This window comes from Haliscomenobacter sp., assembly GCF_965225875.1.
In the GTDB taxonomy this organism is placed as follows: domain Bacteria; phylum Bacteroidota; class Bacteroidia; order Chitinophagales; family Saprospiraceae; genus Haliscomenobacter.
This window is the reverse complement of the sequence record NZ_CBDDBS010000003.1, coordinates 2,239,735-2,264,410: the sequence shown is the minus strand read 5'-3', so window position 1 is coordinate 2,264,410 and position 24,676 is coordinate 2,239,735. Positions and strand designations below refer to the sequence as shown.

Genomic DNA, 24,676 nt, shown 5'->3' with positions numbered 1-24,676 from the left:
TAGGAATAGGAATCTGATTAAAAATCCAGGTGAAAGCCCAGGATGAAAGTACGTGGGGCGGGTACCGTTCCCCAGTCGATGCCTACGGCAAGGTCGGAGGATACATTGTAGCCACGGGTATCGTTGGCATTGGCCTGAATTTCCGGGTCAAGGCCACTGTAACGGGTGATGGTCAGGGCATTTTGGGCGCTTAGGTACAAGCGAGCCGAGCCGACGCCGGGCCAGTTCAGGCTCTTTTTCAGGTCGTAACCCAAGGTGATGTTTTTGATGCGCAGGTAGGAGCCGTCTTCCAAAAAGCGGGTAGAAATGCGGCGATTGCCATTGCGATCGTCTACACTGACTTTAGGTATGTTAGTGTCGGTATTCGTGGGGGTCCAGCGGTCCAAAATCTCGCGGTAGGAGTTGAATCCACGCGATTGGGTCTCGTAGGCAAAATTCCCGTAGAGGAAATACACGTCATTGCCTTGTACGCCCTGGGCCAGTACCGACAGGTCAAAACTCTTGTATTGCACATTGAGGTTGAGGCCGTAAATGAAATTCGGGAAGGGGCTGCCCAGGTGGCTGCGGTCCTTGTCGTCGATGGTGCCGTCCTGATTCAAGTCGGCGAATTTGACATCGCCGGGGCGGGTATCCAGCGTTTGGAAGGGGCTGGCCGCGATTTCTTCCGGGGTTTGGAAGATTCCATCCATTTTATACAGGAAAAAAGAACCAATCGGGTAGCCCGGTTCGGTTTTGGTGATGGGGCCATCGGAGAGGCCAAATCCGCCCAAAATGGGTTCAGAATCGGCCACAGAAAGTACCTCGTTGCGCACCAGGGAAAGGTTGCCCGTAACGCTGTAACTCCCGTCTTTGAAGCGCGCCCGGTAGTTCAGGTTCAGGTCGATACCTTTGTTTTCCACCTTGCCTGCATTGACATAGGGTGGATTGGAACCGCCACCCGCCTGAGGGACCGGCACCCGCACGATGATGTCGCTGGTGATTTTTTTGTACAAATCGACGGTAAAGTTGAGGCGGTCTTTCCACAAACTCAGGTCGACGCCCAGGTTGAATTGCGCGGTGGTTTCCCACTTGATCTTGCTGTTGCCCGTTTCAACCAGTCGTGCTCCGGTGGCTACTTCGCCGCCAAAAGAATAGACTCGTTGGCCGGTTTGTACGAGGGAGCTATACGGATACAAGCCAATTTCCTGATTGCCCAATTCACCATAAGAAGCCCGGATTTTTAAGCCAGAAATCAATTTATTAGAGGCTAAAAACGCTTCGTTGGACACATTCCAGGCGGCCGATACCGAGGGAAAATACCCGTAGCGATTGCCCTCGCCAAAACGGGAAGAACCATCCCGCCGCAGCGAAGCATTCAGCACATACCTGCCCGCGTAGCTGTAATTGGCCTGGCCAAAAAAGGAATACAAACTCCATTCGGTGCTGATGCCCGAAGCGCCAAGATTGGTCAAAATTTGTGGCACGGAGTTGTTGATGTTGCGGAAAAGGGGATCGGTACGCGAGAAGTTATTGGCTGACGCGCCCAGGTAATTCGTGCGGTTTACGATGGCTTCCATGCCCAGCAAAATGGAGGCTTTGTGTTGGCCAGTTTTGAGGTTGTAATCGACGGAGTTGTTCCAGACCAGGTTTTGTTCAAACACCCGTGATTCGTTGAGCGAGGTGGGGGAATAAATCGCTGGCGAGAGTCTTTCTTTGAACAGTTTTTCGTTGGTGAACAAAAAGTCGCCGCCCAGGTTGGTCCGAAAATGCAGGTTTTTTAAGGGCTGGAGTTCAGCAAAAACATTGCCAAAAACCCGGTAACGTTTGATGTTCCAATCGGTGGCTTCATTAAAGGCCAGCGGGTTGGCGTTGCCGTCGCCGTATAAAGTAGGGTCGCCCAATTCCGAACTGGTTTTGTAATACGTTCCATCCGCTCGCGACACAGGAAAAACGGGCGCAGCAATCAAGGCGTAACGAATGCCACTCAGCTCATTGCCGGGGCCTCCACCATCGCCGGAACTGCCGATCAACTTGCGGTCAGAAACCGAAAAGGAAAGGTTGTTGCCCAGTTTTAGCCAGGAATTGCCGATTTCGCTGTTCATCCGGACCGAGTATTTTTTAAAACCTTGTCCGGTATAAATGCCCTGTTGATCCAGGTATTCGCCCATCAAATAATACGATCCGTGCGGCCCCCCACCCGTTGCACTCAGGTAGTAGCGACTCATGGGCGCGGTGCTGAAGACCTTGTCGAGCCAATTGTTGTCGGGCAAGGTATCCAGGATTTTGGGGTCGTAACCCGTGAGTTGCCTGCGTGGATCCCGTAGCGCATTGGCGTTCTGGATGGCCTCGTTGCGGATGGTCAGGTATTCTGCGGAATTCAGCAACTCGGGTAAATTGCTGGCTTGTTGCAGGCCCTGGTACACATCAAAAGAAAAGGAGGGTTTACCCGATTTGCCTTTTTTGGTGGTGATCAAAACCACTCCGTTGGCGGCGCGGGCACCGTAAATGGCCGCTGCTGCGCCATCTTTGAGCACTTCGATGGATTCGATGTCGTTGGTGGAAAACATGTTGATGCTACCCGTGGTCGGCACGCCATCGATGATGAAGAGCGGATTGTTGTTGCCAAGGGTATTGACCCCACGGATGCGGATGGAAATGTCGTCGCCGGGTGCGCCGGTGGCCTGGGTGACTTGCACGCCTGCAACCTGGCCTTGCAGGGCCTGGTCGAGGCCCAGAACCGGGAGTTTGGCGATGTCTTTGGCTTTTACGGAACTGATGGACGAGGCCACGTCGGAGCGGAACTCCCGTTTGTAGCCCACCACCACCATGTCTTGCAGGAGTTGTGCTTCGGTTTCCAATTGGATCAGTAGGGGAGTGGCGTCTTGAATGGTACGTTCGAGGGAGGTATAGCCCAAAAAACTGAAGACGAGCACACTGCCTTTGCTCAATTCCAGACTAAAGGCACCTGCTAAGTCGGTGACCGCGCCGGTTTGGGTTCCTTTTACTTGAATGTTTACCCCAATCAGGGCTTCCTGGTTGGCGGCATCCAATACCGTACCTTTGAGTTGGAATGTTTCAGTGCTTTGCCCACATAAACTGTTGATTCCGTATAAGAACAGGGCCAATAAGGGTAAAATTTGCTTCATATCGTCGAGTGCGCCGCGAAGTCGACTCAGAAGATACCTTCGTCACTTTGCCAACTCTTGCAAAATTACTAGGAGAATACCTGGAATTATGGCACTTTCGAGCAAATCAGTAGTATCTTTAAGAAATCTTTGAAAAGTTTTTCCTCCTATTCCAAAAGAAAATTTTACGATGGAAGTTTTTCTCGAAATAACTCCTCTAAAAGAGTCGGATGTATTTGTGGTGCTGGATGCGGTCAACAATAAATTTGCTTACCCCTTGCACAACCATGCTGAATTGGAGCTCAGTTTGGTCAGTGGCATCTCGGGCACCCGGACGGTGGGGGACTCTACCCAAAGTTATCTGGAAAACGATCTGGTGTTTATGGGCCCCTACCTCTACCACAAGTGGGATGGCGCAGTGGCGGCACAACCCAAAGGCAAAAATTACCGGGTGATCACCATCCAGTTTGGCGCCGACCTCTTCACGGCGCAATTGTTGAAAAAAGAGCCCTACAACAAAATCAGGAAACTCCTGCAACGCTGCGGACGCGGCATCCGCTTTTACGGAAAAACCTACGAGGATGCCTTCCTACGCATGAAAGAGTTGACTACCGATAAGGGCATGGACAGCGTATTGGAATTTTTTAAACTGCTGGATGTCCTCTCGCGCTCCACTGAGTTTGAATACCTGAACAGCGAGGGCCTGGCCCCAGCAACTTCAAAATCTGACAGTCGCCGCATCCAGGTGGCCTATACCTATATTCTGGAGAATTTTTCCAACCACCAGATGAAAGTATCCGACCTGGCGGGCTTGATGAACATGAGCGATTCCGCTTTTAGTCATTTTTTTCGGAAACACGCGCACCACAGTTTTAAGCAGTTTTTGATCGACATTCGGGTGCGTTTCGCCTGTAAGTTGCTGCTGGATTCGGAAGAAACGATCACGGAAATTTGTTTTCATTCGGGCTTCAATAATGTGACCAATTTCAACCGCTTGTTTATGAAGTACCGCCATTGTGCACCGCTGCAATACCGAAAACTGCATGAGGAGAACCCGGATTTTGATTGGTCGGGGCAGGTGACGGAGAATCGGTTTGTACCGGCAGGGGGAACGGGTGGGGTCGATCAGCTTTAGATTTGGAAGTAGGATTTGGCTAGGTAGAGACGCACGGCCGTGCGTCGGACTCCGTGTATTCACAACATATCAGAGACGCACAGCCGTGCGTCTCTACAGTGCGTTGCCCCGATTTTGTCATGTGGAGCCCTCACTTCTTCGCACAAGTCACATCCGTACAAACTGCCACCTGTGTGGTCGGGTGATAATTGTTTTTTTTGATCAAGTCTTGCGCATAACTTAAAAAATGCTGCCAATATGGGGTTTTTCAAGTGGCTGTTGGTAAAAACAGCGGGTGTGGAAAACCTGTCGTAACAATTAAAAATGAAATAAACCTGAACCTTCAATCTGTCTTTGACAGAACGTTTCAGAAGCAGATCAAGTCTTATTTTGGCCAGAATTTTGTCAAGTGGTACATCTTGCTAAGGGGTGGTTATCAAAGTATTTTTTGCTTCTCCTCCTAAGGCGCAAGACCTGACATTACACCTAAAACCGTGAGTATGAAAAAAATTGAACTAGCTGCCTTCAACAATTTTGAAGACAGGATTCCAGCCCATCGGCTGATCAATGGACTCGATTTGGTGGTGATTCGTTACGATGACCAGATTTCGGTGCTCTATGGCCGTTGTTTGCACCGCGGTGCTTTGATGGCGGATGGTTACATCGACGGTCAAAACCTGATTTGTGGCGTGCACGGCTGGGATTACCGCTATGATACCGGGGTGAGTGAATACAACAACCATGAGGTATTGCATAAGTTTTTTGCAGAAGTAAAAGAAGGGATCGTATGGATAGATGAGGACGAAATAAATGACTTTTTGGCTCAACATCCCCAACCCTTTAACCGCGACCAATACCTCGGGCAATATGCCGATACCCATCCCGAAAGCACCGAACCCTACACGGGGTACATCAAAGCACTCGCGCAGAATGGTTTGAAAAAATTTGGCAAACACGGCCCTTCTGAATCCATGGGCGTGGATAGAAATACCTTGCCCAAGTGGGAGGACATTCAGTTTTTGCCCGCTCAACTCGCCAAACGCCCTTTACTCGATGAGGAAGCGGTGCAGACCAAAGTGGTAATTGGCCCCCGAGCTAAAAGGCCACTAGAATTGGAGATCCCCATTTTTGTTTCGGACATGAGTTTTGGTTCCTTGTCCAGAGAAGCCAAAATTGCGCTGGCGATGGGTGCCGAGCTATCCGGTACCGGCATTTGCAGCGGTGAAGGTGGCATGCTCGCCGAAGAACAGCAAAACAACAGCCGCTATTTTTATGAACTCGCTTCGGCCAAGTTTGGCTTTTCCTGGGACAAGGTAAAAAAAGCACAAGCCTTTCATTTTAAAGGTGGACAAGGGGCCAAAACCGGGACGGGTGGCCACCTGCCGGGCAACAAAGTGAGCAAAGAGATTGCCGCAGTTCGGGGTCTGCAAGAAGGACAATCTGCGATATCCCCCGCCGCTTTTCCCGACCTGATCACCCCGGAAGATTTTGCTGCCTTTGCACAGGAAGTAAGGGCTCAAACCGGAGGTATCCCCATCGGATTTAAAATAGCGGCCAGCCATATTGAAGCCGATATTGATTTTGCACTGAAAGTGGGTGTTGATTACCTGATCCTGGATGGCCGGGGTGGTGGAACGGGTTCAGCGCCTTCCATCCTGCGGAACAACATCAATGTGCCAACCATTCCTGCCCTGGCCCGAGCCAGAAAACACCTGGACAAGCTTGGGATCACCGACATTACGCTGGTGATCACCGGAGGACTGCGGGTGCCCGAGGATTTTGCCAAAGCCATGATGTTGGGCGCGGATGCCGTGGCCATTGCCAATTCAGCCTTGCAGGCCATTGGCTGCCTGGGCATGCGCGCCTGTGGCAGCAACAATTGCCCGGTGGGGATTGCGACCCAAAAAGAAAGTTTAAGAAGCCGCTTGATCGTGGAAGCTTCGGCCATGCAACTGCACAATTTTTTGCAGGCCTCCAATGATTTGATTAAAGTGATCGCCAGGGCCTGTGGACACCATACTGTTCAGGAATTTAATTTCAATGATTTGACTACCTTGAATTACGACATGCATCGGTATACGGGGATTGCATTTTCGGGGGTGTATTAGTCCATTTCGCGAAGACACTATTCTTACCAAAGCGACAATAATGGCAGCGCGGATGAACGCGGATTTAGGCGGATTTACGCGGATTTTGCTTTGCCTGCGGCAAAGTTTTTTAGCCACTAAGGCACGAAGACACAAAGACACGAAGAGACACCATTTTAGCGCTTAATGTCTTTGTGCCTTAGTGTCTTCGTGTCTTGGTGGTATAAAATAAAAAACCGCCGCAGGCGGCTGCTAAATAGTTACCAATTTTTTAGGTAATCGGCCTACATTAGCCCTGCCAAAAACTTTCACCTTAGACAACTGGCAACAAAACCGGATTCAAAAATGGGCAACAAAGCAGCAGCCATTTTACCCCAACTTGTGCTTCCCAGCAATGAGCTAAGCGAGGATATGGCTTTTTTTACCAAGCTGGGTTTCCGGCTGGACAACATCTTCCCGGCCGATGATCCAGCCGTGGCGATTATGTCGGGATACGGCCTGCACCTGCGGATTGATAAAGGAGCAAAGTGCCCTGCGCCAAACATTCACCTCCTGACCGACGACCCAGCAGCTCTGGCCGGAGCAGAAAGGACCCTGATCGCCCCGAATGGAACAACCATCCAATTGCTCCCCCGCTCGTATCAGTTGCACCGACCAGCTACCCAACACAAATTTGAAGTGCGGCAACTGCAAGACAAAGACCCCTGGGTGATTGGCCGGGCGGGTATGTTGTACCGCGATCTGATCCCAGATCGTTTGGGGGGCAGCATCATTGCCTCACACATCCGCATTCCCAACGGTGGTCCAGTGCCGGACATGGTACATTACCACACGATTGGCTTCCAGCTGATTTATTGCTACAACGGCTGGGTGAAACTGGTGTACGAAGACCAGGGGCCACCCTTTATCCTCCATGCCGGGGATTGTGTGACGCAACCGCCGGAAATCCGGCACCAGGTACTGGAAGCATCGGACAATCTGGAGGTGATCGAAATCGGGGTTCCAGCGGTGCACATGACCACGATTGACCACGAGATGACCTTGCCTACTGCACAGATTCGCCCCGATCGGGAATTTCAAGGGCAAACTTTTTGCCATCATCAGGTAGCAGCCGCCAGCTGGAAACCCTGGCGCATAAAAGGCTTTGAGCACCGGGATACGGGGATTCATCAGGCGACCAAAGGCGTGGCATCGGTACAGGTGGTGCGGCCTGATCAAAGCGTGGAAAAGCCTCAAACTAGTAGCCACGACTGGGATATTCTTTTCTCTTTTGTGCTGAAAGGAAGTTTGGATTTACAAGTGGAGGGGTATGCTTTGAAACAATTGAAACAAGGGGATGCTTGGGTGATGCCGCCGGGGCTGGGGAGTCGGGTGGTGGGGTGGTCGGAGGATTTGGAATTTTTGGAGGTGGGGGTGTTGGGGGGATTTTGAGGCGGTGATGGAATGAAAATAGTGGTGACATAAAATTATAGGCACATTGCGCACAAAGGTTAGAATCGAATCAAAAGTCCGATTGATGATTTGGAAATTTAATGTGCTTTTTTTGTAAACTTTAGGCTATAAGATTACCTTTGACTTGAGCCTTTGTATCATGTATATTTGACTGTAGACGAAGCAAAGTGGGGTGAAGACAGGGCGGGTTTACACGCAATAGATGTCAAAGTGAAACCCGAATTACACCTTTCACTTTGACGTATGTTGCGTCAGGGACTTGTTGTGCGCAATAGGAATTAAACCAATAAAATGGACATAAGTAAGATATATAAACTTATTTCGAATGGGAATCTAAAAGAATCGATTGATTACATTTTAAAATCAATTGATGAATTGGATTCTAAACCTGAAAATATAAGCGAAACCTATAGTACCCTTATATTACTTTCTGGCAAATTAGCAAGAATCGAAAAAGATTTGATATTAGGGGTTATTGAATACGAGAAAGGAGAACTTTTCAAAGTAGGAATAGGTAAAGGAATTTTGACAATAGCAAAAGAGATCAACAAAGAAACAAATAACAAGGATGTCACTGAAGATGCTGCTGGTCTAAACGATGTAAGTTATAGTGATTATGAGATGAAAAGTCTAAATGGTTATTTCAAGAGTTTATTCAACTCAATTGGCTTAGAAAGTATCAAAATTAATATCACTAAGGGTGTTGAAAATGAAGTAAGAATTAACATCCCAGAGTCGAAAGTCAAGAAAATCATTAACAATATTGAAACGACTTATGAAAAAAGTAGTGGAAAGGCTTATCATGCAACACCCAATACAATTGTCAATGATGAAAATGTTAAGAAAATTCTATTAGGTATTTACACACAAAGAGAGCTTGAAGTATTAGAAGCTTCACTAATAAATGCTAATTCAAATGAAATCGCAAAAAAACTTTATATAAGTAGAATTACAGTACAAGTTTACCAAAAGAACATTTTAAAGAAATTTAAATCAATCTTCAAAGATGAAGAATTAATTCGAACATCTAAAGACGTGGCAAATTATCTCCACAAAATTGGAATAATTTAAATGAAAATCTGCGTCCAACACTGCGCCGGCGACCATGCCCTGCAAAAGCTGGGCGCGTCGCTAGCGCTGACAGTTCTATAAAATCCCAACACAAAAAACTTCCACTTCTCCCCCCTAAAACATCTTATCTTTGTTTAAAAAACAACCGCAATGGCCAAAAAAATGGTTCGTTTCGACTGGGCGATGAAGAAAATGCTTCGTCACAGGGCCAGCTTCGCCATTCAGGAAGGCTTCCTTTCTGAATGGCGAAGCACCTCCCAAACTTCATCGCATCAACAGTGATACCGTTGGATGAAACTCCCAAAAAGGCAAAAAATGATCGAAAGAGAAGCATACCAAGCCCTTCCACCAGACATAATTGATTTTATCGTCGATAAGTTTCCAGTACCTTCATGTCATTATGCGATTAGTCTTTGTTCCGTGCTGTTTGCCCTTAGAAAGGATACAGGATATTCAGAAGAAGTAATTAGGTCTGCGCTGTTCATATCGGATGGAGACATAGCTATTTTAAAACGAGAGTTTGACTATGGTGATTATCGGGATATACTTTTGGCTGCGGAGCAAAAGTCAGGAAATTTTGGGCATTATTTCAGAATGCCTTTTCCCGAAGTGTATAAATTAGAAAAAAACCTTGAAGAAGAGCAATTAAAATTGATCAAGGAATTTGAGGATTTGCCAGAAGAATTTTATCAACAGGCCGATCCAAAGTGAAAACCCTGAAACACTTTTTTGGGCAGCTAAAACCCAACTCCACCTTTGCTTGCAACATTGAATGTTTGTTTCTACCTTCTTGGCAAAATTCCACATGCTATGATGAAAAACTTAATGATAGCATAAAGGGTGTAGAAAGGGTACGGGGTGATGAGATAACCAAGTAAAAAATACGTTTGTTGAACTACAATTAAATGGCCAATGCTAAACATCTTTAAAAAAAAGAGCCCAAAAATTAATGCTGTTCAAATTCCGGAATGGGGTTGGACAAAAGAAGAAGAAAACAGTTCGGTTATCGTTTGGGTAAATCCAGAACAGACGATTGCACTATCGCTCAATTATTTCGACAAAGAACCGGATCTCCCAACGATCAAAGATGTAGAAATACTCAGAAAGTTCTATCGGGGACTCATTTCTCAAGTTAATGGTGGGCTTGTAGAAGTCAATTTGCTTACTTTGAAAGGACACTCAGCAGTGAGGACAATATTTAAAATACCTCAAGAACCCACTGGGGTTGCCTACCTCGCATCATTGACTATACCCTTTGAACGCTCAAGTTATGTTGTCAAAATTCAGGCCCCGGAAGTTGGAACTACTGGGTTCAGGGACACATTGATCAGTGCCAAATTATTAGATGAGAATGTGGTGCAATTGGGGGAAAACGGTTTCGAAAATTGGTTTTCAGATCCTTATGACCAGGATTTTAAAGAAGGGCTTTTAATGAATAAATCAGAAGATGCTCAATATGACGAGGACTTTCCAGATCATCCATTGACTTTGGCCAGAAAGTTTCTTGCCAAAATTGAAAACGAAATCCAATTTAGTGAAGACATAAAGAAAAATAAGAAGTTTAATGCTTAAAAACAGTCAATAAATTAACCATAAAAAACGGCGAAGCAATACCTCCTTTAATTTTTTAAATTTACCCCAAACCTACATTGAATGAAAAATTGGTCCTTGCTAAAAATGCTTGCTAAGACAGCCATCCAGCTGAAAATCATTCTATTACTCACCACACTCACCCTCAGCACCACCACCCCACCCAAAACCCTTTGGATAGCCATTGGTGATTCCATCACTTACCTAAACGAGCACCCCAACGAAACGGGCAATCGAATCACCAAAGGTTACATGACCCGGGTGGTGGAGCGATTGCCCCAGATTGAATACGTCAACAAAGGCTACAATGGCTGGACTTCGGGGGGCATCGCTCAAAAAATAGAGACCCTTGGCTTGAGCAAAGCCGATGTCTACAGCGTTTTTTTGGGCACCAATGATTGGTGGCAGGGTAGACCCCTCGGCAATTTTTCCGATTATCAAAACAACACTGGTAATGAGACGGTGTACGGCTCTTTTCGAATCATCATCAACAAGTTGCGCGACTTGAACAAGGACGCAAAAATCGTTTTGATCACCCCCATGCAAAGGGTCGATTTTGTCTACATTGCCAATATGAAAAACAATGCCTACGGCTCGTATAAGGAGAAAAAAGGGCAGCGGCTTGCGCAATTTGCCGAAGCCATCAATACCATCGGCAAATTTGAACAGATTGAGGTGGTGGATTTGTACAATACCCCGAGTTTGAAATTAGAAAAACTAGTGAAATTTAAACGTTTGAAAGACCCACAAACTGGCGTTTATAAAAATTACAAATATCCGGCATTCATCGACATCCCGTTTGATCCTGCAACGGACGAATATCCCTATCCACTTGAAGCTATTGATATGACTTACGACGGACTGCATCCTTCGGATAAGGGGTATGAGATAATTGCAAAGAAATTGGTGAAGGTTTTGAAATGATGTGGGTGGGCTTCGAAAGCCAGGAATAGGGAAAAATCACCTAGCATCTTATCTGCCACACTACTGGACATTTTGCTCGGAGGACCAGCGGCAGAGCCGCCAAAACGTCTGTAGTATTTAGATCTCGCAAGGCTTTTAAGGTGCAGAGCACCGGAACAAAAAGCAACAGTTACGGTACTACGTACCTTAAAATCTATCTTCGTTCCTTGAGCTACAGACGTTTTGGCGGCTCTGCCGCTAACCGTAACGCCCAAGATTGCCCGATTACCTGATAATCAAATCACCTTAAGTCTAATAGAGATAGTCTTCATCCACGCGCTAAAGTACGTGGCAATTCATGCCTTTCGCTTCTGAAATACAAAAATGTCCAGTAGTATGCTCACCTACCTCACCTTACACCATTCCAAAATAACCCGTCCATTTTCAGTATCCCTGGATTTATCGCTCAAAAGGGCTTGCCGTAAAGCAGATCGATTGGGCCAAAACTTCAACAACAGATCATTGGTCGCAGCACCTGGAGCCTGAGTTTTCCATTGCCTGGCCTGAGCGTACTTGTTTTTTGCCTCAAGCATTTTACCCAGGCGCTCCAGACAAAAAGCTTCCAAAAAATCCTCCAGGCGTTCATCGATGTCCTTGGGATAAGGTTTGCCTACCCCCAGGTTTTCGGGCCAAAGGCGGGCGTCTTGGATATTGCTTAAGGCTTTTTCGTACTGTTGAGCCTTGATGTTTTGCAAAGCCTGCATCAGGTTTGTTTCTTTCCAGACGCCGCGCCCGGCGGTAGCGCCTTCGTTGGGCAAAACCTGAAGCAGTTGCATGTATGCGATGCCCTGAGTATACTGAGCATTCAGCAGCAGCGTTTTGGCATACAGCAGGCCCAGGTAATAGTTTTTGGGGTGCTTCTGGAGGTAGCTTTCCGCCAGTTTCAGGGCAGGGGCAGCTTGTTTTTGCTGGAGGTGCCATTCAATCATCGCCTGGCCATAGCGCCATTGAGCCGGGTCCAGGTTTCTGGCTTTTTCCATGTTTTGCGCAAAACGAGTGGGGTCTTTTTGGAAAAATTCCGCCCTGGCTGCATAAAACACTGCTTCATCGGGTTGTTCGCCACAAGCCTCCAATAAGGTTTGGGCAGCGGGCAAATCCCCCAAGTGCCACTTGACCAAAGCGAGGTAGTATTTCAACTTCCAATGGGGATTGTTTTTGATGGCCTCCTCCAGGAGTACGGCTGTTTCGGGTCGAAAAGGGAAATACGGCGTTTTTTGTTGTAGCAAATCCTCTACCCCTGCACGATTGTGGAATACGATGGCCGGGCTACTGTACACCTCAAACCAATTCATGGCAATGGGAAAACGGGTATAATAAGCCTGGCATTCCAGGATGGTTTCTTCGGGTAGTTCGCTGCGCAGGTGGCGTTTCAGTTGAACTTTGGCCAGGGCTCCGTTGCGATATCGGCCATACACGTTGAACATTTTTTCGGCACGCGCGATGGGGTTGAAGGGATTGGCAGCCAAGCACACTTCAATGATCGAATCGGCTCGATTCATTTCTCCCAATTCGCGGGCAATAAAGGACATCAATTGCAGTGCCGCATAGTTTTTGCTGTTGTTTTCCAGGCTTTTCAGGGCGTAATGATAGGCTTTGCTCATTTTGTATTCCGTAAAATAGATTTTTGCCAACTCGGTATACGCTGCAGAGCGGTAGGCCATGCTCGAGGTCGCCAGGTCAAAGCCGTCTTTGGCATCCACCCAGTTTTTGAGCTGTACATTCACCAGGCCGTAGAGGTAATTGGCCTGGCCATCATAGGTATTCACGCTCAGGGCCGTTTTGAGCAAAGTCAAAGCCTGCGGGTAATGCATTTTTTGATAGGACAATTGGGCCAAGTCACAGAGCGTGGGAATGTGATAAGGTTCACGCTTGAGTGCGGCTTGTAATTTCTCCTCAGCCTTGGCGTACTCCCGCATGTGCATGAATTGTTTTCCTTGCAGCCACAAACCATAGGCGCTGTTGTGGTCAAAATCTTTGGGGGCGGTAGTGGGGCGATTCAGGTCGAGGGATTCAGGGCGGGTATTGTATTCGAGCAGTTCGGTTCCAAGGGTGATTTGCAGTTGAGCTGGGGTGATATTGCTCCCCAAATCGTATTCAAATACCTGGAGCGGGGCAAGCGTGATTTTTTGCTGGGCGATCTGCTTATTTCCACTGCTGATGCTAATGTTGTCTTGCAGGTGTTGCAAAGCCATGAGCCAGATTTTGCCATCCTTCACGTTCAAAACCGCCACATTATTGGCTTTGACAAAACCCTTGGTTTGTTTGACCGGAAACCAATATTCCGTCCAGGTGTCCGTAGCGTAGGGAGCGAATCCTTGTTGTTTGAAAGGGCTGAGGTTGCTGCCTTCGGCAGCTTGGTTAAACAGGCGTCCTGACTGCACTTCTACATATTGGCCATTGTTATCGGTCAATAGTTTTTCCCAAATCATCCCTTGTTGGGAAAGCCCCCAGATCCAGATTTTTTTCCCCGCTTTTTCGTCATGCGGCGCATAACGCCCCATTCCAAAGTCCTCGTCATGCCAGTAAGCGCCAAAAAAATCGCTGTACTGGCCAAAAACGTGGTAACTTTTGTACGTTCCAAAATTATTTTGCTCGTAAAAAGAGACACGTTTGCCATTTTGTTGATTGATTGGCCAATCCCCAATTTCCCCGTCGTGCCCAAGGTAATTTTTGCCATCGTAGATAAATTCCAGGTTTCCCGCGGCTTTGATGCCTACGTTCATCCAGTGGTAGTAGGGCTGTTCCAGCGCAGTTGCATTGTGCCATAGCGAGTGGGTAGTGAAATAGGCTTTGTCGGCCTCCAGCCTCACTTCAATGCGCCACCAGGTGCGTGTAAGCAGGTCCAACCAGCCCAAAAAACAACTGGCGCTGCCATCATCGTTTTGTTTGGTTAAGTAGTCAACTGGTGTGGCGCAATTGGGGGTGTGCCCAATGATTCCATAGTTGGCCTCGATTCCTCCTGAAGTCCAGGGCCCCCGCATGGCTACGTCGCGAAACTTGATGACCTCATTGTTGTAGATGAAGGGCTTGCCGGTGGATTTTTCGATAGCCGTCCAGATCTTTCCGCCAACTTGTGGTAAAATCAATACCTTGATGTAGTCGTTTTCCAGGGCAACTACCGTCCATTCCTGATCGACGGGCTCGCTGGCGTAACCATCAAAACGAAAATAGGGATAGATGCGGCTTTGCGGATGAGGAACCGGGTCGGGATCGGAAAAAGGATAGGTTTTAAAAACCTGAGGGTAGGTTTTTACGGTTGCAACATCCTGGGCAGTAAGGGTTTGAAAGCAAAAAAGACTCAGAAAAAGCAATAGGTTCTTCATGGCAAAGGGCTGTTTCAATAGTTCCTCCTAAATATAAAGAAAAAATTGCCTAAAGGGTAAATTAATCAGAACCTGACATTCAATAGGAAAAAAGCTGCTGCTTTTGTAAATTTGAACACTATGAAACGTAGCTTTATCCTCCTATTCTTGTACTCCTATACCTTGTTGCAGGGGCAAGCGCCAGAACGATATCGGTTTGTAAATTTTGGTGCCAAAGATGGCCTTACGGATAAGTATGTATACGACGCCGTACAGGACGCCAAGGGGTACATGTGGTTTGCCACCGTCACGGGCTTGTACCGGTATGACGGACATCGCTTCAAAAAAACCAGCAGCACCGCTGACCGACCTGGCCACACCATTACCAATACTTTACACGCCATTGCCAAAGATGAATCCAATCACCTCTGGCTGGGTAGTATCAACACTTTGCAATGGTTTAATCCTTCAACTTATCAATTCTGGACACCCGATTTTAGCAATAAAACCGTTTCAAGGATGATCAAAGGCATGATCCAGCAAATCGTGCCGGCCAAAAAAGGCGGTATGTGGGTGTGCACCAATGGCAATTATTTTTTTCGCTTCAATGCTGCCGATTCTTCTTTTACCCATTTTGCCGCCTATCCTTCAAGTGCCACAAAGGCCGTTGTCAATATTATTGAAACAGAGCAGGAAATTTACGCTGTACACGCCGAAGGGTTGTACTGTTTTACCCCTAAGGGCAAACTTTCCGGCACCTATCTATTCCCTTTCAAGCGCATCACCAATGCTTTTTTTGATAAAACGCAAAACCGCATCCTGATTACCACTGACGGAAAAGGAGTATTTAGTTTCCAGGTTTCTTCAAAAAAAATCGATAACCTGATAAACGAAGGGGCGCTAAAAAAACACATTTTTTTCAGTATCCACACTGCGCCAGGGGGAGGCTATTTGTTGGGAGGATATCCACTGCATTATTTTCATCCTGAAACAGGGCGTTTTTTTACTTTTCCCCAAAGCAAAGAAGATTACAAACTCCATATTACCAAGGTCGTAAATATTGTGCAAGATCGTGAGCAAAATACCTGGCTTTGCAGCCACAATGGCCTTGCGATGATTCCTTTTCAGAATACCCAGATTGAAACACTTAACATCCAGGATAATAGTACAGACAACAATGTGGAGCCCATTCAGGTATTCGCTTCACCAGGTAGCAAGGATTTACTGATCACCAATACCACCAGCCAGGGCTTGATTGTTTACAACCCGGATACTAAAACCTTTCATACCGTTGTCAATCCGGCAAAAACAGATCGCAAGCGCATCTACGGTTTAATCACCACACTCGACAGCAGTATTTTTCTTTCTGACCGCCGCAATTTGTTTCAATACCATCCCGCCCAAAAAAGGATGACTCCTTATCCACTGAATGATCAAAAAGGAAAGCCTGTAATCGATGTGGGCAGGAATGTATGCGACAAAGACGGGCGGATCTACCTTACGAGTGTTAACAATGGATTTTACATCTGGGATTATCCGGACAAGGCCATAAAACACTTCAATAAACACGATATCGACAAAATAAATGCCGATGACAATGTGCTTTCACCCTGCTTAATTGATTCAAAAAACAATTGCTGGTTTACCTGTAGCAATGGCGTGTATCGATACGACAAAGCAGCAAATCGATACACCTACATCAACGCGGATGCGCATAAAAAACTACCGCCAATGGGTACCACTTTTGATGTAGCCGAGGACAAGCGGGGGCACTTTTGGATTGTAACGCAGGCAAATGGCATTTATGAATGGTATGAAAAAAATGGAGTGGCACAGCTCAACAATTACAACAGCAGCAATTTTACCGGGCTTCCCGGAGATTATTGCTGGCGCATCATGCAGAGCCCCATTGACTCCAGTTTGTGGGTCAGCAATGTAGCTGGACTGTTGCGCATCGATCCGGTAAAAAAAAGAGTACTTTCTGTTTTTAGCAGTCAAAACGGGTTTTCAGTAGACGATGGCGGCTATACCTTTAACATCATAGATGAGCATCTACTCACCCAATTGTTTTTTGGAACCCTGCATTTATTAGACCTAAAAACCTATCGGTTTAATGCCTTCAAACCCACTGTTCAGGTTCAATCACTCAAAGCAATGGAGAAAGAACTGTTGCCTCTGCTTGAGCCTGGCAAAAAGGAAATTAGGTTGAATGCGGATGAAAACTTCCTGCAATTTGAATTTTCAGCATTGGTGTTTGGCAACAGCAACCGCAATCAGTATGCCTGGAAAATGCAAGGTATTGACCCGAAGTGGGTGTATGGAGGCAATGAAAACAAGGTTAGTTACGCACGCCTTAAACCCGGCACCTATGTTTTTAAAGTAAAAGCGGCTAATAGCGACGGGGTGTGGGGTACTCCTGCCGAATACCGCATTAAAATTCGTCCACCTTTTTATGCAACGAGCTGGTTCATCGCAATTTGTCTGATTGGAATTACTGCTACCCTGTTTTTTTGGAATCGCCATCGGGTGCTCCAGGCCCGTAAGGAAGAACAGCTCAAAGCCAGTTTCAAACAACAGCTTGCTGAATCGGAAATGAAAGCCTTGCGTGCCCAGATGAATCCCCATTTTATTTTCAATTCACTCAACAGCATCCAGAAATACATTTTAAAGAATGAACATTTTGAAGCATCACAATACCTTACCAAGTTTTCAAGGCTGATTCGGCTGATTTTGGATCACAGCAATCAAAACAATATTCTGCTGAGTAGTGAACTGGATTTATTGAAACTTTACATTGAAATGGAGAGCCTGCGCTTTGACGATAAATTTGAGTATTATTTTTATGTTGATCCCAATTTGAACATCGAGACCTGCGAAATACCATCCATGCTTATTCAGCCTTATGTTGAAAACGCGATTTGGCACGGCTTGATCCACAAAGAAGAGAATGGAACACTCGCACTCCATTTCAGTAAAACAGGGAAAAACGGACTGCAAGTGACGATTGAAGATGATGGTATAGGCCGTGATAAGGCAGAAGAATTGCGCAGTAAACAAATTTTGCAAAAGAAAAGTTATGGTATGCGGATTACTGAAAATCGCATCGCCGTCATCAACCATACCCAAAACATCAATGCCACCTGTGAAATCATTGATTTGAGAGATGATGCAGGCAAAGTTGCGGGTACCAGAGTGGTGCTTAATATTCCACTTAAATCATTAAATGCCTAGTTATGCTCAATGCAGTATTGATAGATGATGAAAACAATGCACTGGAAGTACTGGAAATGCAACTCACCAGGTTTTGCAAAGATGTAAACGTTGTAGCTGCCTGTAAAGGTGGTGAAAAAGGCATTGCAGCAATCAAAAAATTCAGGCCCGATGTGGTTTTTTTGGACATTGAAATGCCCCATGTAAATGGTTTTGATGTCATTAAGGCTACGGAAGGGTATCATTATGAAGTAATCTTTACCACGGCTTATGATCAATTTGCCATCCGGGCATTTAAGTTTTCGGCACTTGATTATTTGCTCAAACCCATTGACATTATTGAATTACAAACCGCAGTAGAACGAGTCAAGAACAAAAAAGGGGAATACAGTTTAGCGCAAAAAATTCAGACTTTATCTCAACAACTGCAAACACCAAATCGCATGACCGAGCGGATTGCACTGCCTTTGGGCGATGCCATGCAGTTTGTATTGCCAGATGAGATCCTCCGCTGTGAAAGTGACAGCAATTATACCCACATCTTTTTGACCAATGGCAAAAAAGTAACCCTGGCAAAAACCCTCAAAGAAATTGAAGAAAACATCAGTGGAAACCCTTTTTTCCGCATCCATCAAAGTCACCTGGTGAACATCAACCACATCAGCAAATACGTCAAAGGGGACAACGCCTATGTCATCATGAAGGATGGCACCCAAATTGGCATTAGCCGCAACAAGAAAGAAGCTTTTCTGGAAACCTTTCGCAAACTATAACTGCTGAATAATCAAGTTTTCCCCCGCAATACTCAATTGGGCTTGTGCAGGAAGTGTGGGTGTTTCAATTTTAGGGATCAGAAATGTGACCATGCTGGCGGCTGGCCAAAATGGTTGCCCAAAAACCGTAAAAATGAAACTTCCTTTCCTTCTTTTCCTGGGGGCCTGCATGGTTGGCCTGCCTCCTTTGTCTGCACAGATAAGACCTGATGACGCGCGCAATCTCAAAAACCTGAACAAGCCCATAACCTATTTCCGGGTAGTAGCCAAAGGATTTACCTGCAACCGTGAAACTGCTGATGATATCCTGGAAAGAGATGGGAAAAGAGACGAGATTTACCTTAGCTCTTTCAGTTTCATGGTCAACAACGCCAATAACACCATCCCTAACACTAGCGTTAGAACCCGTACCCGCGTTTTTTGTGACATCAATGGTCGGGGCCCTGAAAACAAATGGGCCATGGCCGGCAGTGCCAGCGGAGGCTTGGGCGGTATTCAAACCGGAGACAATCTACCCGACATTGAACCCTGGAAAAATAATGCGCCCGCCTCCGGGGAGCTATTGCCCTACGTTTTGTGGGAGGGAAATCTTTATCCGGGCAGCGACTATGTCATCATTCACCCAGGGATCATGGAATACGATGGCCCTGCCGACTTTTTGACCAATTTTTGGCACAACAGCTTCATCGGTTTGGCAACAAGAACCGCAACCAATGTATTGAGTTTACCTTTTCAATTGTTCAGCAGTATACCTGGTTACAGCAGTGGTAGTGGGTACAATGACAGCAGTCCAGGTGTTTGGCCTGCACCAACGGTCACGCAACAGTTTGGAAATGTATTTTACCGAGCCAATTTGGCCACACTCTCAGAAGAAGACCGGAGAAAACTTTACGTCAACGCAAATGGCCCCAATGATCGCCCGATTGGTATTGATGCCAATATGGTTTTTACTCCCCTACAAATCCGGATGGACAACAACATCGCCAATACGCTGGTGGATCGAGACTTTGGCTACGGCAACGGCATCGTACCCCTGCGCTTCAAAGACGATGATCGCTTCAAAGGCGAATACACGCTATACCTGTCTTTTGAAAGAGTAAATGATCCTAATCAATACAATGCGATCAATAAGGTTTGGCAGGATGTGTTTGATCCTTTGGCCAACTATTCTTTCCGCAATGTTCACGCCGCCGATAAAGAAATCGATGTGCTGAACGGAGGCAGAACCAGCAATACACATGTTGTCCTGAATGACCTGAAAGGACTAAGCAGTCAACGCTGGAAAATCAAGAAAATAAACCAGTACTACTTCAACATCACCAACAATTACAACAGCCTCAATCTCGATTTGCTGAACAAAAACGATATCAACGGTTCAAATATCGTCACCAGCGCACCTGACAACAGCGAAACGCAGCAATGGGCTTTTATTCGGTATTGCGACGGGACTTGGGTGCTGCGGAATGTCCGCACCAAACGCGTGATGGAAGTGTACAATGCCGCTACCCAGGTAGCTGCGCCCTTGGGCCAGTGGGATGCCAATTTTGCACGCAACCAGCGCTGGTTTATTGAGAAGTACTAAAACCTCAGTCCTTAACACCTAATTCTTTCCAATGAAAACAATACTTAAAGCTGGACTTTTCCTCTACTTTTTATGCCTTTCTTTTTTGGGATTTGCACAAGAAATTCCGGCAACATTCCGAGAGCCGCGTTTTCACACCACTACTGCGAATAATATTGATGGCAATTACACTTTTATTAGCCTGCCACAAGACATCTATACCTACTCGAGAGACGGTCGATTCGCCATGATTATAAAACCTAATCCAGGGCAAAAATCGGCTAATCCTCATCCTGTAGGGGTATGGCTGGATATCTACAATAAATTCGCCTGGTGCATCTACAATGAGGATAGAAAGGCGATGCCTCCCGGGGTAACCTTTGTCTATTGGCTCATGCCCCACGGAGACAATGTGATCGATGTATCTCCATCCCCGGATGGGAAATGTATCATTGACCATCCATTGACTAACAATAATCCTACAGCAAAAATTTATGCGACACATCGATTTCCAACCGTCGTTGGTACCCAAAGCCTAGAGTCGTATTACAACAATTCTGATCTAGAGGTTGTCTACAATCCGGGGCTCGGCAAATGGGAATTAAGAAACCAGAATCGAACCCCGCTTGTCTCCGGGGCCGCTGGGATATACAATGTCTTTATCAGTCCCAATTCAAGTGCTGACGACAAAATTGGGGAAGTCGTCAATAACAACATGGGGAATGTTGCAGTGGTAGCGCCCCCCTCGGCAAATGCCGCAACCTCAACGGGATACTCCGACCCCACTTTAAACACCCACCTGAGAGCCCGAAACGACCGGGCAACTTTACAATACCTCAGTACCTTGAGTCTGGAGCAAAGAATAAAAATACAAATCCAGTCCAGCGCCTTGATGAATACGGTCTGTCGCCGGCTTAAGAGAGGTGTTGAAACCGATAAAGATGGAGATGGCCACCCTGCATGGGACATAGGAGGCGACGATTGTGATGATTGGAATTACTTGGTTAACCCCTCTGCTAGGGAGACCTGTGCCAAAGACTCCATTCTTCAATTGGATGGAACAACGATAATATGGATGCCCTCCTTGCTTGACGAAGATTGCAACCCCGGTACGATCGGACCTGTTGATCTTAATTTGCAAGGTTATATTCAACACGGTTTTGTTCAAGAACCAAGCGAAAGCGACCGCGACGGCGACGGTATAGCCTCCTGTGAGTGCTTCAATTATGGACTTGGTGCCTTACCAGTTTTTAGAACAACGAAAGACGCCGTTCAAAAAAAATGGGAAAGCATCATTCTCGTACCACTCAAGAAAGAAAGCTCAGGTGCCGATTTTTTAACCCACGGCCCTGATTGTGACGATACCAACCCGGCCATTGTCAAGAATAGCCAGAAATGTATGGGGGAAAACAAAGTAGCCATTTGTGTGAAAGGGAAATGGGAAGTCAAAGATTGTCGCAAATGTGTTACCCAACCGAATGGGACTGGGTTGGTCACTGAATGGTAGCAAAATTATTTACCAATTAAAAGTCAAACGACATGATTTCAAAGCAGTCATACCTGTTGCCTCTATTTGTACTTTTAGTGAGTACGGCAGCTTGTCAAAACAAACCCAATCCCACCAGCGGTTCAACGACCAGTAGCAAAGCCAGTACGGTCGCCCAAACACCCTTAAAAGCAGCCATCAAAGCAGTTTACCCCGACAAAGATCCGGCTTTTAATTTTCAGGCGGATGTAAAGGTTGAAAGTGGGGTCATAAAAACAGGTGATAAAATTGATGCAGTCTCCGCAGATGGCAAACGTTTCACTTTTGTGGTCGTAAAAATACGCAACCCTTTCGAAGACATCAAAAGTGCGGATAAAGAGTCCGGAACAGTTTACCTCATGCTCAGCGGGCCAAAGGATGCTGTATTCAACAGCAATTTTTCCTTTGTCAGCCCGGGGGCTCCGGTCCCTGCCAGTCAGGCCAATACCAAATCTACGGATGGGCTCTTCATGGCGCAAATTGATGGGGCTGCTTGGACCGGAAATGGTTTTGCCAATTCTCATCTTTTTTATAAAGGCGGAGTCAAACAATTTAACGACGGGAAGCCAAGTTTGATGCTAACTTTTAAGGCGGTGAATGGGCCTGACAATCGACAACTCAATGTTCTTTTGACTACCGCAGATGCTAAGCCAGGGATCTATTCCGGTGAACAGATTGAATTGCTACTGAGTGGATCTCCCCTTGGCGATGAAAAAAATTCGGAATTGTACGGCCACAAGTACCCTGATTCACAAGGTCGAAATTTAAAAGTTGAAATCAGTTCCTACCGAGAAAATGGAAACGGAACAGCAACAATATCCGGTAAAATCAGCGGGTTCTTAAGTCGTCCCCTAGGTATGGCAAAGAAGTCCGAATTGTCTATTGAAAATGGTGTGTTCAACAATGTGGTAGTTACCGTGTACAATGGCAAGTATTGACCCTGCCCAGACAATGTATCTTCCTTGCATCGACACCTCAGCCTCCTTCTCCAGCCTTAAACGACTGCACCGCCGAATACTCACTCAAACGATTGTCCTGATCCCAAATCCGGACTTTCCAGTAGTAAGTTTGCCCGGACTGAAGCGGTTTTCCTTCGTGGGTGATGTTGGAGTTGGTGTTTTTGCGCACTTGTCCACTGTCCCACACATCACCTGAGTTTTGCTCAATTTGTTTTTGTGAAGTAGCCACCAAAATTTGATAGGCTTTTTGTGCCAGCGCTTCTTTGGGCAGCAGCCAGGTGTATTCAGGATTCGCTCCCTTGCTAGCCGTGTATGCAACACTGGGTCCGTGGGGAATACCCGAGTAGGGGTCGCGGTATTGTTGAATGAAGTTTTCGAGGCTTCGCCTCAATTGAGCCAGGACGGCTTGGTATTGGGGATTTTTCGCCAGATTGAATTCCTCTTTCGGGTCATTCTTAAGGTCATACAGTTCCTCCCAGGCTTTGTCGTTGACGTAGCGGAAATACTTCCAGTCCTTGGTTCGTACCCCTTCGCTGGGCGGGATATTTTCAAATTCCCACAAGTGTTCAATCAAAATGGTGTCCCGATTAAAGTTTGGGGCCATTTTTTTCAACAAAGGACAAAGACTTTTGCCTTGCCAGTTCTGAGGCGATGATACCCCGCCCAATTCAGCAATGGTAGCCGCAATATCCACGTTCAAGGCCATCGTTTCTACGTCCTGATGCTGGCGAATGCGCGGGTCGTAAACAATGAGTGGTACCCGAACGGAGAGATCGTACATCAGCCATTTATCCGCCAATTGGCGCTCGCCCAAAAAGTAACCATTATCCCCCATGAGGATGATCACGGTGTTTTTGTCCAGGCCCTGTTTTTTGAGTTGTGCGCGGATTTTACCAATTTCGAGATCTACCCCTGCAATCATGCGGTAGTACCCTTTGACCATGCGCTGATATTTTTCCGGTTCGTCAAAGCGCCAGGTCCAGCGCAGGCGGCTAAAACCCGCGCGAACCTTCGCGGGCTGAGCCTCAAAATAACGGTCATCGGCAAGCGTTGGCGGAGCAATTTTTACATTTTTTAAAAGGCCCGCCGTTTGTTGATCGTAAAAATACTGCTCAGCTGCGCCGTCGTGGGCATGTGGTGCTGAAAAACTCAGGGAAAGGCAAAATGGCTTGTCCTTTGGGGCCTGCGCTATAAAATCAATGGCTTTCTGCCCGGTATAGCGGGTTAAGTGTACGGTATCCTTGCCCAGGGTTTTATAAAAATAGCCGCGTTTGTCCTTGTAGTTTTCATTACGGTCATAAGATTCATAGCGATCAAACAGGTCGCCCAGTCGATCGTGATTCACCCCGAATTTTCCAAAAAAGCCGGTGTAATAGCCCCCGTCCCTCATGACTTTGGGGTAAGCGTTAGCCATGTACTCCTGCCGGACCTTGTTTACCTGAAAGGTGTACTTGTGGGTGCGTTCGTGCAAGCCACACAAGATGCTGGCCCGACTCGCCGCACAAATCGGAGTGCTGGCAAAGGCCTTTTTAAAATACGCCCCCGCCTTGGCTAGTTTATCCATTTCGGGAGTATGGGCATATTTATTGCCAGCATAGCCGAGTGCATCGTGCCGGTGATCATCGGTCAGAATGAAAATGATATTGGGCCGGGTGTTGGATGCGGTTTGGGCGCAAAGCAATTTTGCACACAACAGCATGCACAGGAGGTGGGTTATTTTCATAGCCAAAGGTGCTTAAGTACCGGGAATATACGGGAAGTTTCTATTTGTTTCGCCCCTCCATTAGTAGCAACGTTTAGCATACGTCTTTTCTCTATCCATACACTCCACGCCTTTCAATCTTTTTTGTTTTAAACAAAAATAAATCTAAGTTTTAACAAACAAAAACGCGCATTTTAGATAGAATTTGTTTTACCTTTCCTGACTATAAAGCTTTAAAAACTAATAGACTTTATGAACAGAAG

The 24,676-nt window shown here is 46.5% G+C and carries 16 protein-coding genes; 13 read left to right on the top strand and 3 right to left on the bottom strand.

Going from position 1 to position 24,676, the window contains the following annotated elements; all coding sequences use genetic code 11:
* Window positions 1-17: 17 nt before the first annotated feature.
* Window positions 18-3,125, bottom strand: a complete 3,108-nt coding sequence (locus ACO08K_RS29270; protein WP_421800053.1) for a SusC/RagA family TonB-linked outer membrane protein — start codon at window positions 3,123-3,125, stop codon at window positions 18-20.
* 169 nt (window positions 3,126-3,294) lie between these two features.
* Between ACO08K_RS29270 and ACO08K_RS29265 the strand changes: the two genes are divergently transcribed.
* From ACO08K_RS29265 to ACO08K_RS29230, 8 genes are all read left to right on the top strand, one after another.
* Window positions 3,295-4,239 carry an AraC family transcriptional regulator gene (locus tag ACO08K_RS29265; RefSeq protein ID WP_421800052.1) on the top strand — a complete coding sequence of 315 codons (945 nt, stop codon included), beginning with the start codon at window positions 3,295-3,297 and terminating at the stop codon, window positions 4,237-4,239.
* Between the two features lie 479 nt (window positions 4,240-4,718).
* A complete protein-coding gene (locus ACO08K_RS29260; RefSeq protein ID WP_421800051.1) occupies window positions 4,719-6,326 on the top strand; it encodes a glutamate synthase-related protein in 1,608 nt (535 codons plus the stop codon).
* 324 nt (window positions 6,327-6,650) lie between these two features.
* Window positions 6,651-7,736, top strand: a complete 1,086-nt coding sequence (locus tag ACO08K_RS29255; protein WP_421800050.1) for a cupin domain-containing protein — start codon at window positions 6,651-6,653, stop codon at window positions 7,734-7,736.
* 312 nt (window positions 7,737-8,048) lie between these two features.
* Window positions 8,049-8,828: a LuxR C-terminal-related transcriptional regulator gene (locus tag ACO08K_RS29250; protein ID WP_421800049.1), complete on the top strand. Its 780-nt coding sequence runs from the start codon at window positions 8,049-8,051 to the stop codon at window positions 8,826-8,828.
* A gap of 150 nt (window positions 8,829-8,978) precedes the next feature.
* Window positions 8,979-9,110, top strand: a complete 132-nt coding sequence (locus tag ACO08K_RS29245) for a hypothetical protein (RefSeq protein WP_421800048.1) — start codon at window positions 8,979-8,981, stop codon at window positions 9,108-9,110.
* Window positions 9,111-9,143: 33 nt separating this feature from the next.
* Entirely contained in the window at window positions 9,144-9,539 is a 396-nt protein-coding gene (locus tag ACO08K_RS29240; protein ID WP_421800047.1) for a hypothetical protein, read from the top strand.
* Window positions 9,540-9,740: 201 nt separating this feature from the next.
* Complete coding sequence (locus ACO08K_RS29235; RefSeq protein WP_421800046.1) at window positions 9,741-10,400, top strand: hypothetical protein; 660 nt, start codon at window positions 9,741-9,743, stop codon at window positions 10,398-10,400.
* Window positions 10,401-10,481: 81 nt separating this feature from the next.
* Entirely contained in the window at window positions 10,482-11,342 is an 861-nt protein-coding gene (locus ACO08K_RS29230; RefSeq protein ID WP_421800044.1) for an SGNH/GDSL hydrolase family protein, read from the top strand.
* A 383-nt stretch (window positions 11,343-11,725) separates the two neighbouring features.
* On the opposite strand, the gene ACO08K_RS29225 is transcribed toward ACO08K_RS29230, so the two are convergent.
* Window positions 11,726-14,704, bottom strand: coding sequence for a DUF5107 domain-containing protein (locus tag ACO08K_RS29225; RefSeq protein WP_421800043.1), 2,979 nt, complete (start codon window positions 14,702-14,704; stop codon window positions 11,726-11,728).
* A 120-nt stretch (window positions 14,705-14,824) separates the two neighbouring features.
* Between ACO08K_RS29225 and ACO08K_RS29220 the strand changes: the two genes are divergently transcribed.
* The 5 genes from ACO08K_RS29220 (at window position 14,825) to ACO08K_RS29200 (ending at window position 22,690) form a co-directional block, all read left to right on the top strand.
* Window positions 14,825-17,914: a histidine kinase gene (locus ACO08K_RS29220; RefSeq protein ID WP_421800042.1), complete on the top strand. Its 3,090-nt coding sequence runs from the start codon at window positions 14,825-14,827 to the stop codon at window positions 17,912-17,914.
* Between the two features lie 2 nt (window positions 17,915-17,916).
* Window positions 17,917-18,666: a LytR/AlgR family response regulator transcription factor gene (locus ACO08K_RS29215; RefSeq protein WP_421800041.1), complete on the top strand. Its 750-nt coding sequence runs from the start codon at window positions 17,917-17,919 to the stop codon at window positions 18,664-18,666.
* Window positions 18,667-18,799: 133 nt separating this feature from the next.
* Complete coding sequence (locus ACO08K_RS29210; protein ID WP_421800040.1) at window positions 18,800-20,248, top strand: RICIN domain-containing protein; 1,449 nt, start codon at window positions 18,800-18,802, stop codon at window positions 20,246-20,248.
* A 31-nt stretch (window positions 20,249-20,279) separates the two neighbouring features.
* Complete coding sequence (locus tag ACO08K_RS29205) at window positions 20,280-21,734, top strand: DUF7452 domain-containing protein (RefSeq protein WP_421800039.1); 1,455 nt, start codon at window positions 20,280-20,282, stop codon at window positions 21,732-21,734.
* A gap of 32 nt (window positions 21,735-21,766) precedes the next feature.
* Window positions 21,767-22,690 carry a hypothetical protein gene (locus ACO08K_RS29200; RefSeq protein ID WP_421800038.1) on the top strand — a complete coding sequence of 308 codons (924 nt, stop codon included), beginning with the start codon at window positions 21,767-21,769 and terminating at the stop codon, window positions 22,688-22,690.
* A 37-nt stretch (window positions 22,691-22,727) separates the two neighbouring features.
* Here the strand turns inward: ACO08K_RS29200 and ACO08K_RS29195 are convergent, their stop codons facing one another.
* Entirely contained in the window at window positions 22,728-24,434 is a 1,707-nt protein-coding gene (locus ACO08K_RS29195; RefSeq protein WP_421800037.1) for a sulfatase-like hydrolase/transferase, read from the bottom strand.
* Window positions 24,435-24,676 lie beyond the last annotated feature (242 nt).

What these genes read in the sequence shown, in the direction of transcription:
- ACO08K_RS29245 (WP_421800048.1), top strand. Translation starts at nt 8,979, where the DNA reads ATGGCCAAAAAAATGGTTCGTTTCGACTGGGCGATGAAGAAAATGCTT.
- ACO08K_RS29235 (WP_421800046.1), top strand. Translation starts at nt 9,741, where the DNA reads ATGCTAAACATCTTTAAAAAAAAGAGCCCAAAAATTAATGCTGTTCAA.
- ACO08K_RS29255 (WP_421800050.1), top strand. Translation starts at nt 6,651, where the DNA reads ATGGGCAACAAAGCAGCAGCCATTTTACCCCAACTTGTGCTTCCCAGC.
- ACO08K_RS29265 (WP_421800052.1), top strand. Translation starts at nt 3,295, where the DNA reads ATGGAAGTTTTTCTCGAAATAACTCCTCTAAAAGAGTCGGATGTATTT.
- ACO08K_RS29230 (WP_421800044.1), top strand. Translation starts at nt 10,482, where the DNA reads ATGAAAAATTGGTCCTTGCTAAAAATGCTTGCTAAGACAGCCATCCAG.
- ACO08K_RS29210 (WP_421800040.1), top strand. Translation starts at nt 18,800, where the DNA reads ATGAAACTTCCTTTCCTTCTTTTCCTGGGGGCCTGCATGGTTGGCCTG.
- ACO08K_RS29270 (WP_421800053.1), bottom strand. Translation starts at nt 3,125, where the DNA reads ATGAAGCAAATTTTACCCTTATTGGCCCTGTTCTTATACGGAATCAAC.
- ACO08K_RS29260 (WP_421800051.1), top strand. Translation starts at nt 4,719, where the DNA reads ATGAAAAAAATTGAACTAGCTGCCTTCAACAATTTTGAAGACAGGATT.
- ACO08K_RS29250 (WP_421800049.1), top strand. Translation starts at nt 8,049, where the DNA reads ATGGACATAAGTAAGATATATAAACTTATTTCGAATGGGAATCTAAAA.
- ACO08K_RS29240 (WP_421800047.1), top strand. Translation starts at nt 9,144, where the DNA reads ATGATCGAAAGAGAAGCATACCAAGCCCTTCCACCAGACATAATTGAT.
- ACO08K_RS29225 (WP_421800043.1), bottom strand. Translation starts at nt 14,704, where the DNA reads ATGAAGAACCTATTGCTTTTTCTGAGTCTTTTTTGCTTTCAAACCCTT.
- ACO08K_RS29215 (WP_421800041.1), top strand. Translation starts at nt 17,917, where the DNA reads ATGCTCAATGCAGTATTGATAGATGATGAAAACAATGCACTGGAAGTA.
- ACO08K_RS29220 (WP_421800042.1), top strand. Translation starts at nt 14,825, where the DNA reads ATGAAACGTAGCTTTATCCTCCTATTCTTGTACTCCTATACCTTGTTG.
- ACO08K_RS29205 (WP_421800039.1), top strand. Translation starts at nt 20,280, where the DNA reads ATGAAAACAATACTTAAAGCTGGACTTTTCCTCTACTTTTTATGCCTT.
- ACO08K_RS29200 (WP_421800038.1), top strand. Translation starts at nt 21,767, where the DNA reads ATGATTTCAAAGCAGTCATACCTGTTGCCTCTATTTGTACTTTTAGTG.
- ACO08K_RS29195 (WP_421800037.1), bottom strand. Translation starts at nt 24,434, where the DNA reads ATGAAAATAACCCACCTCCTGTGCATGCTGTTGTGTGCAAAATTGCTT.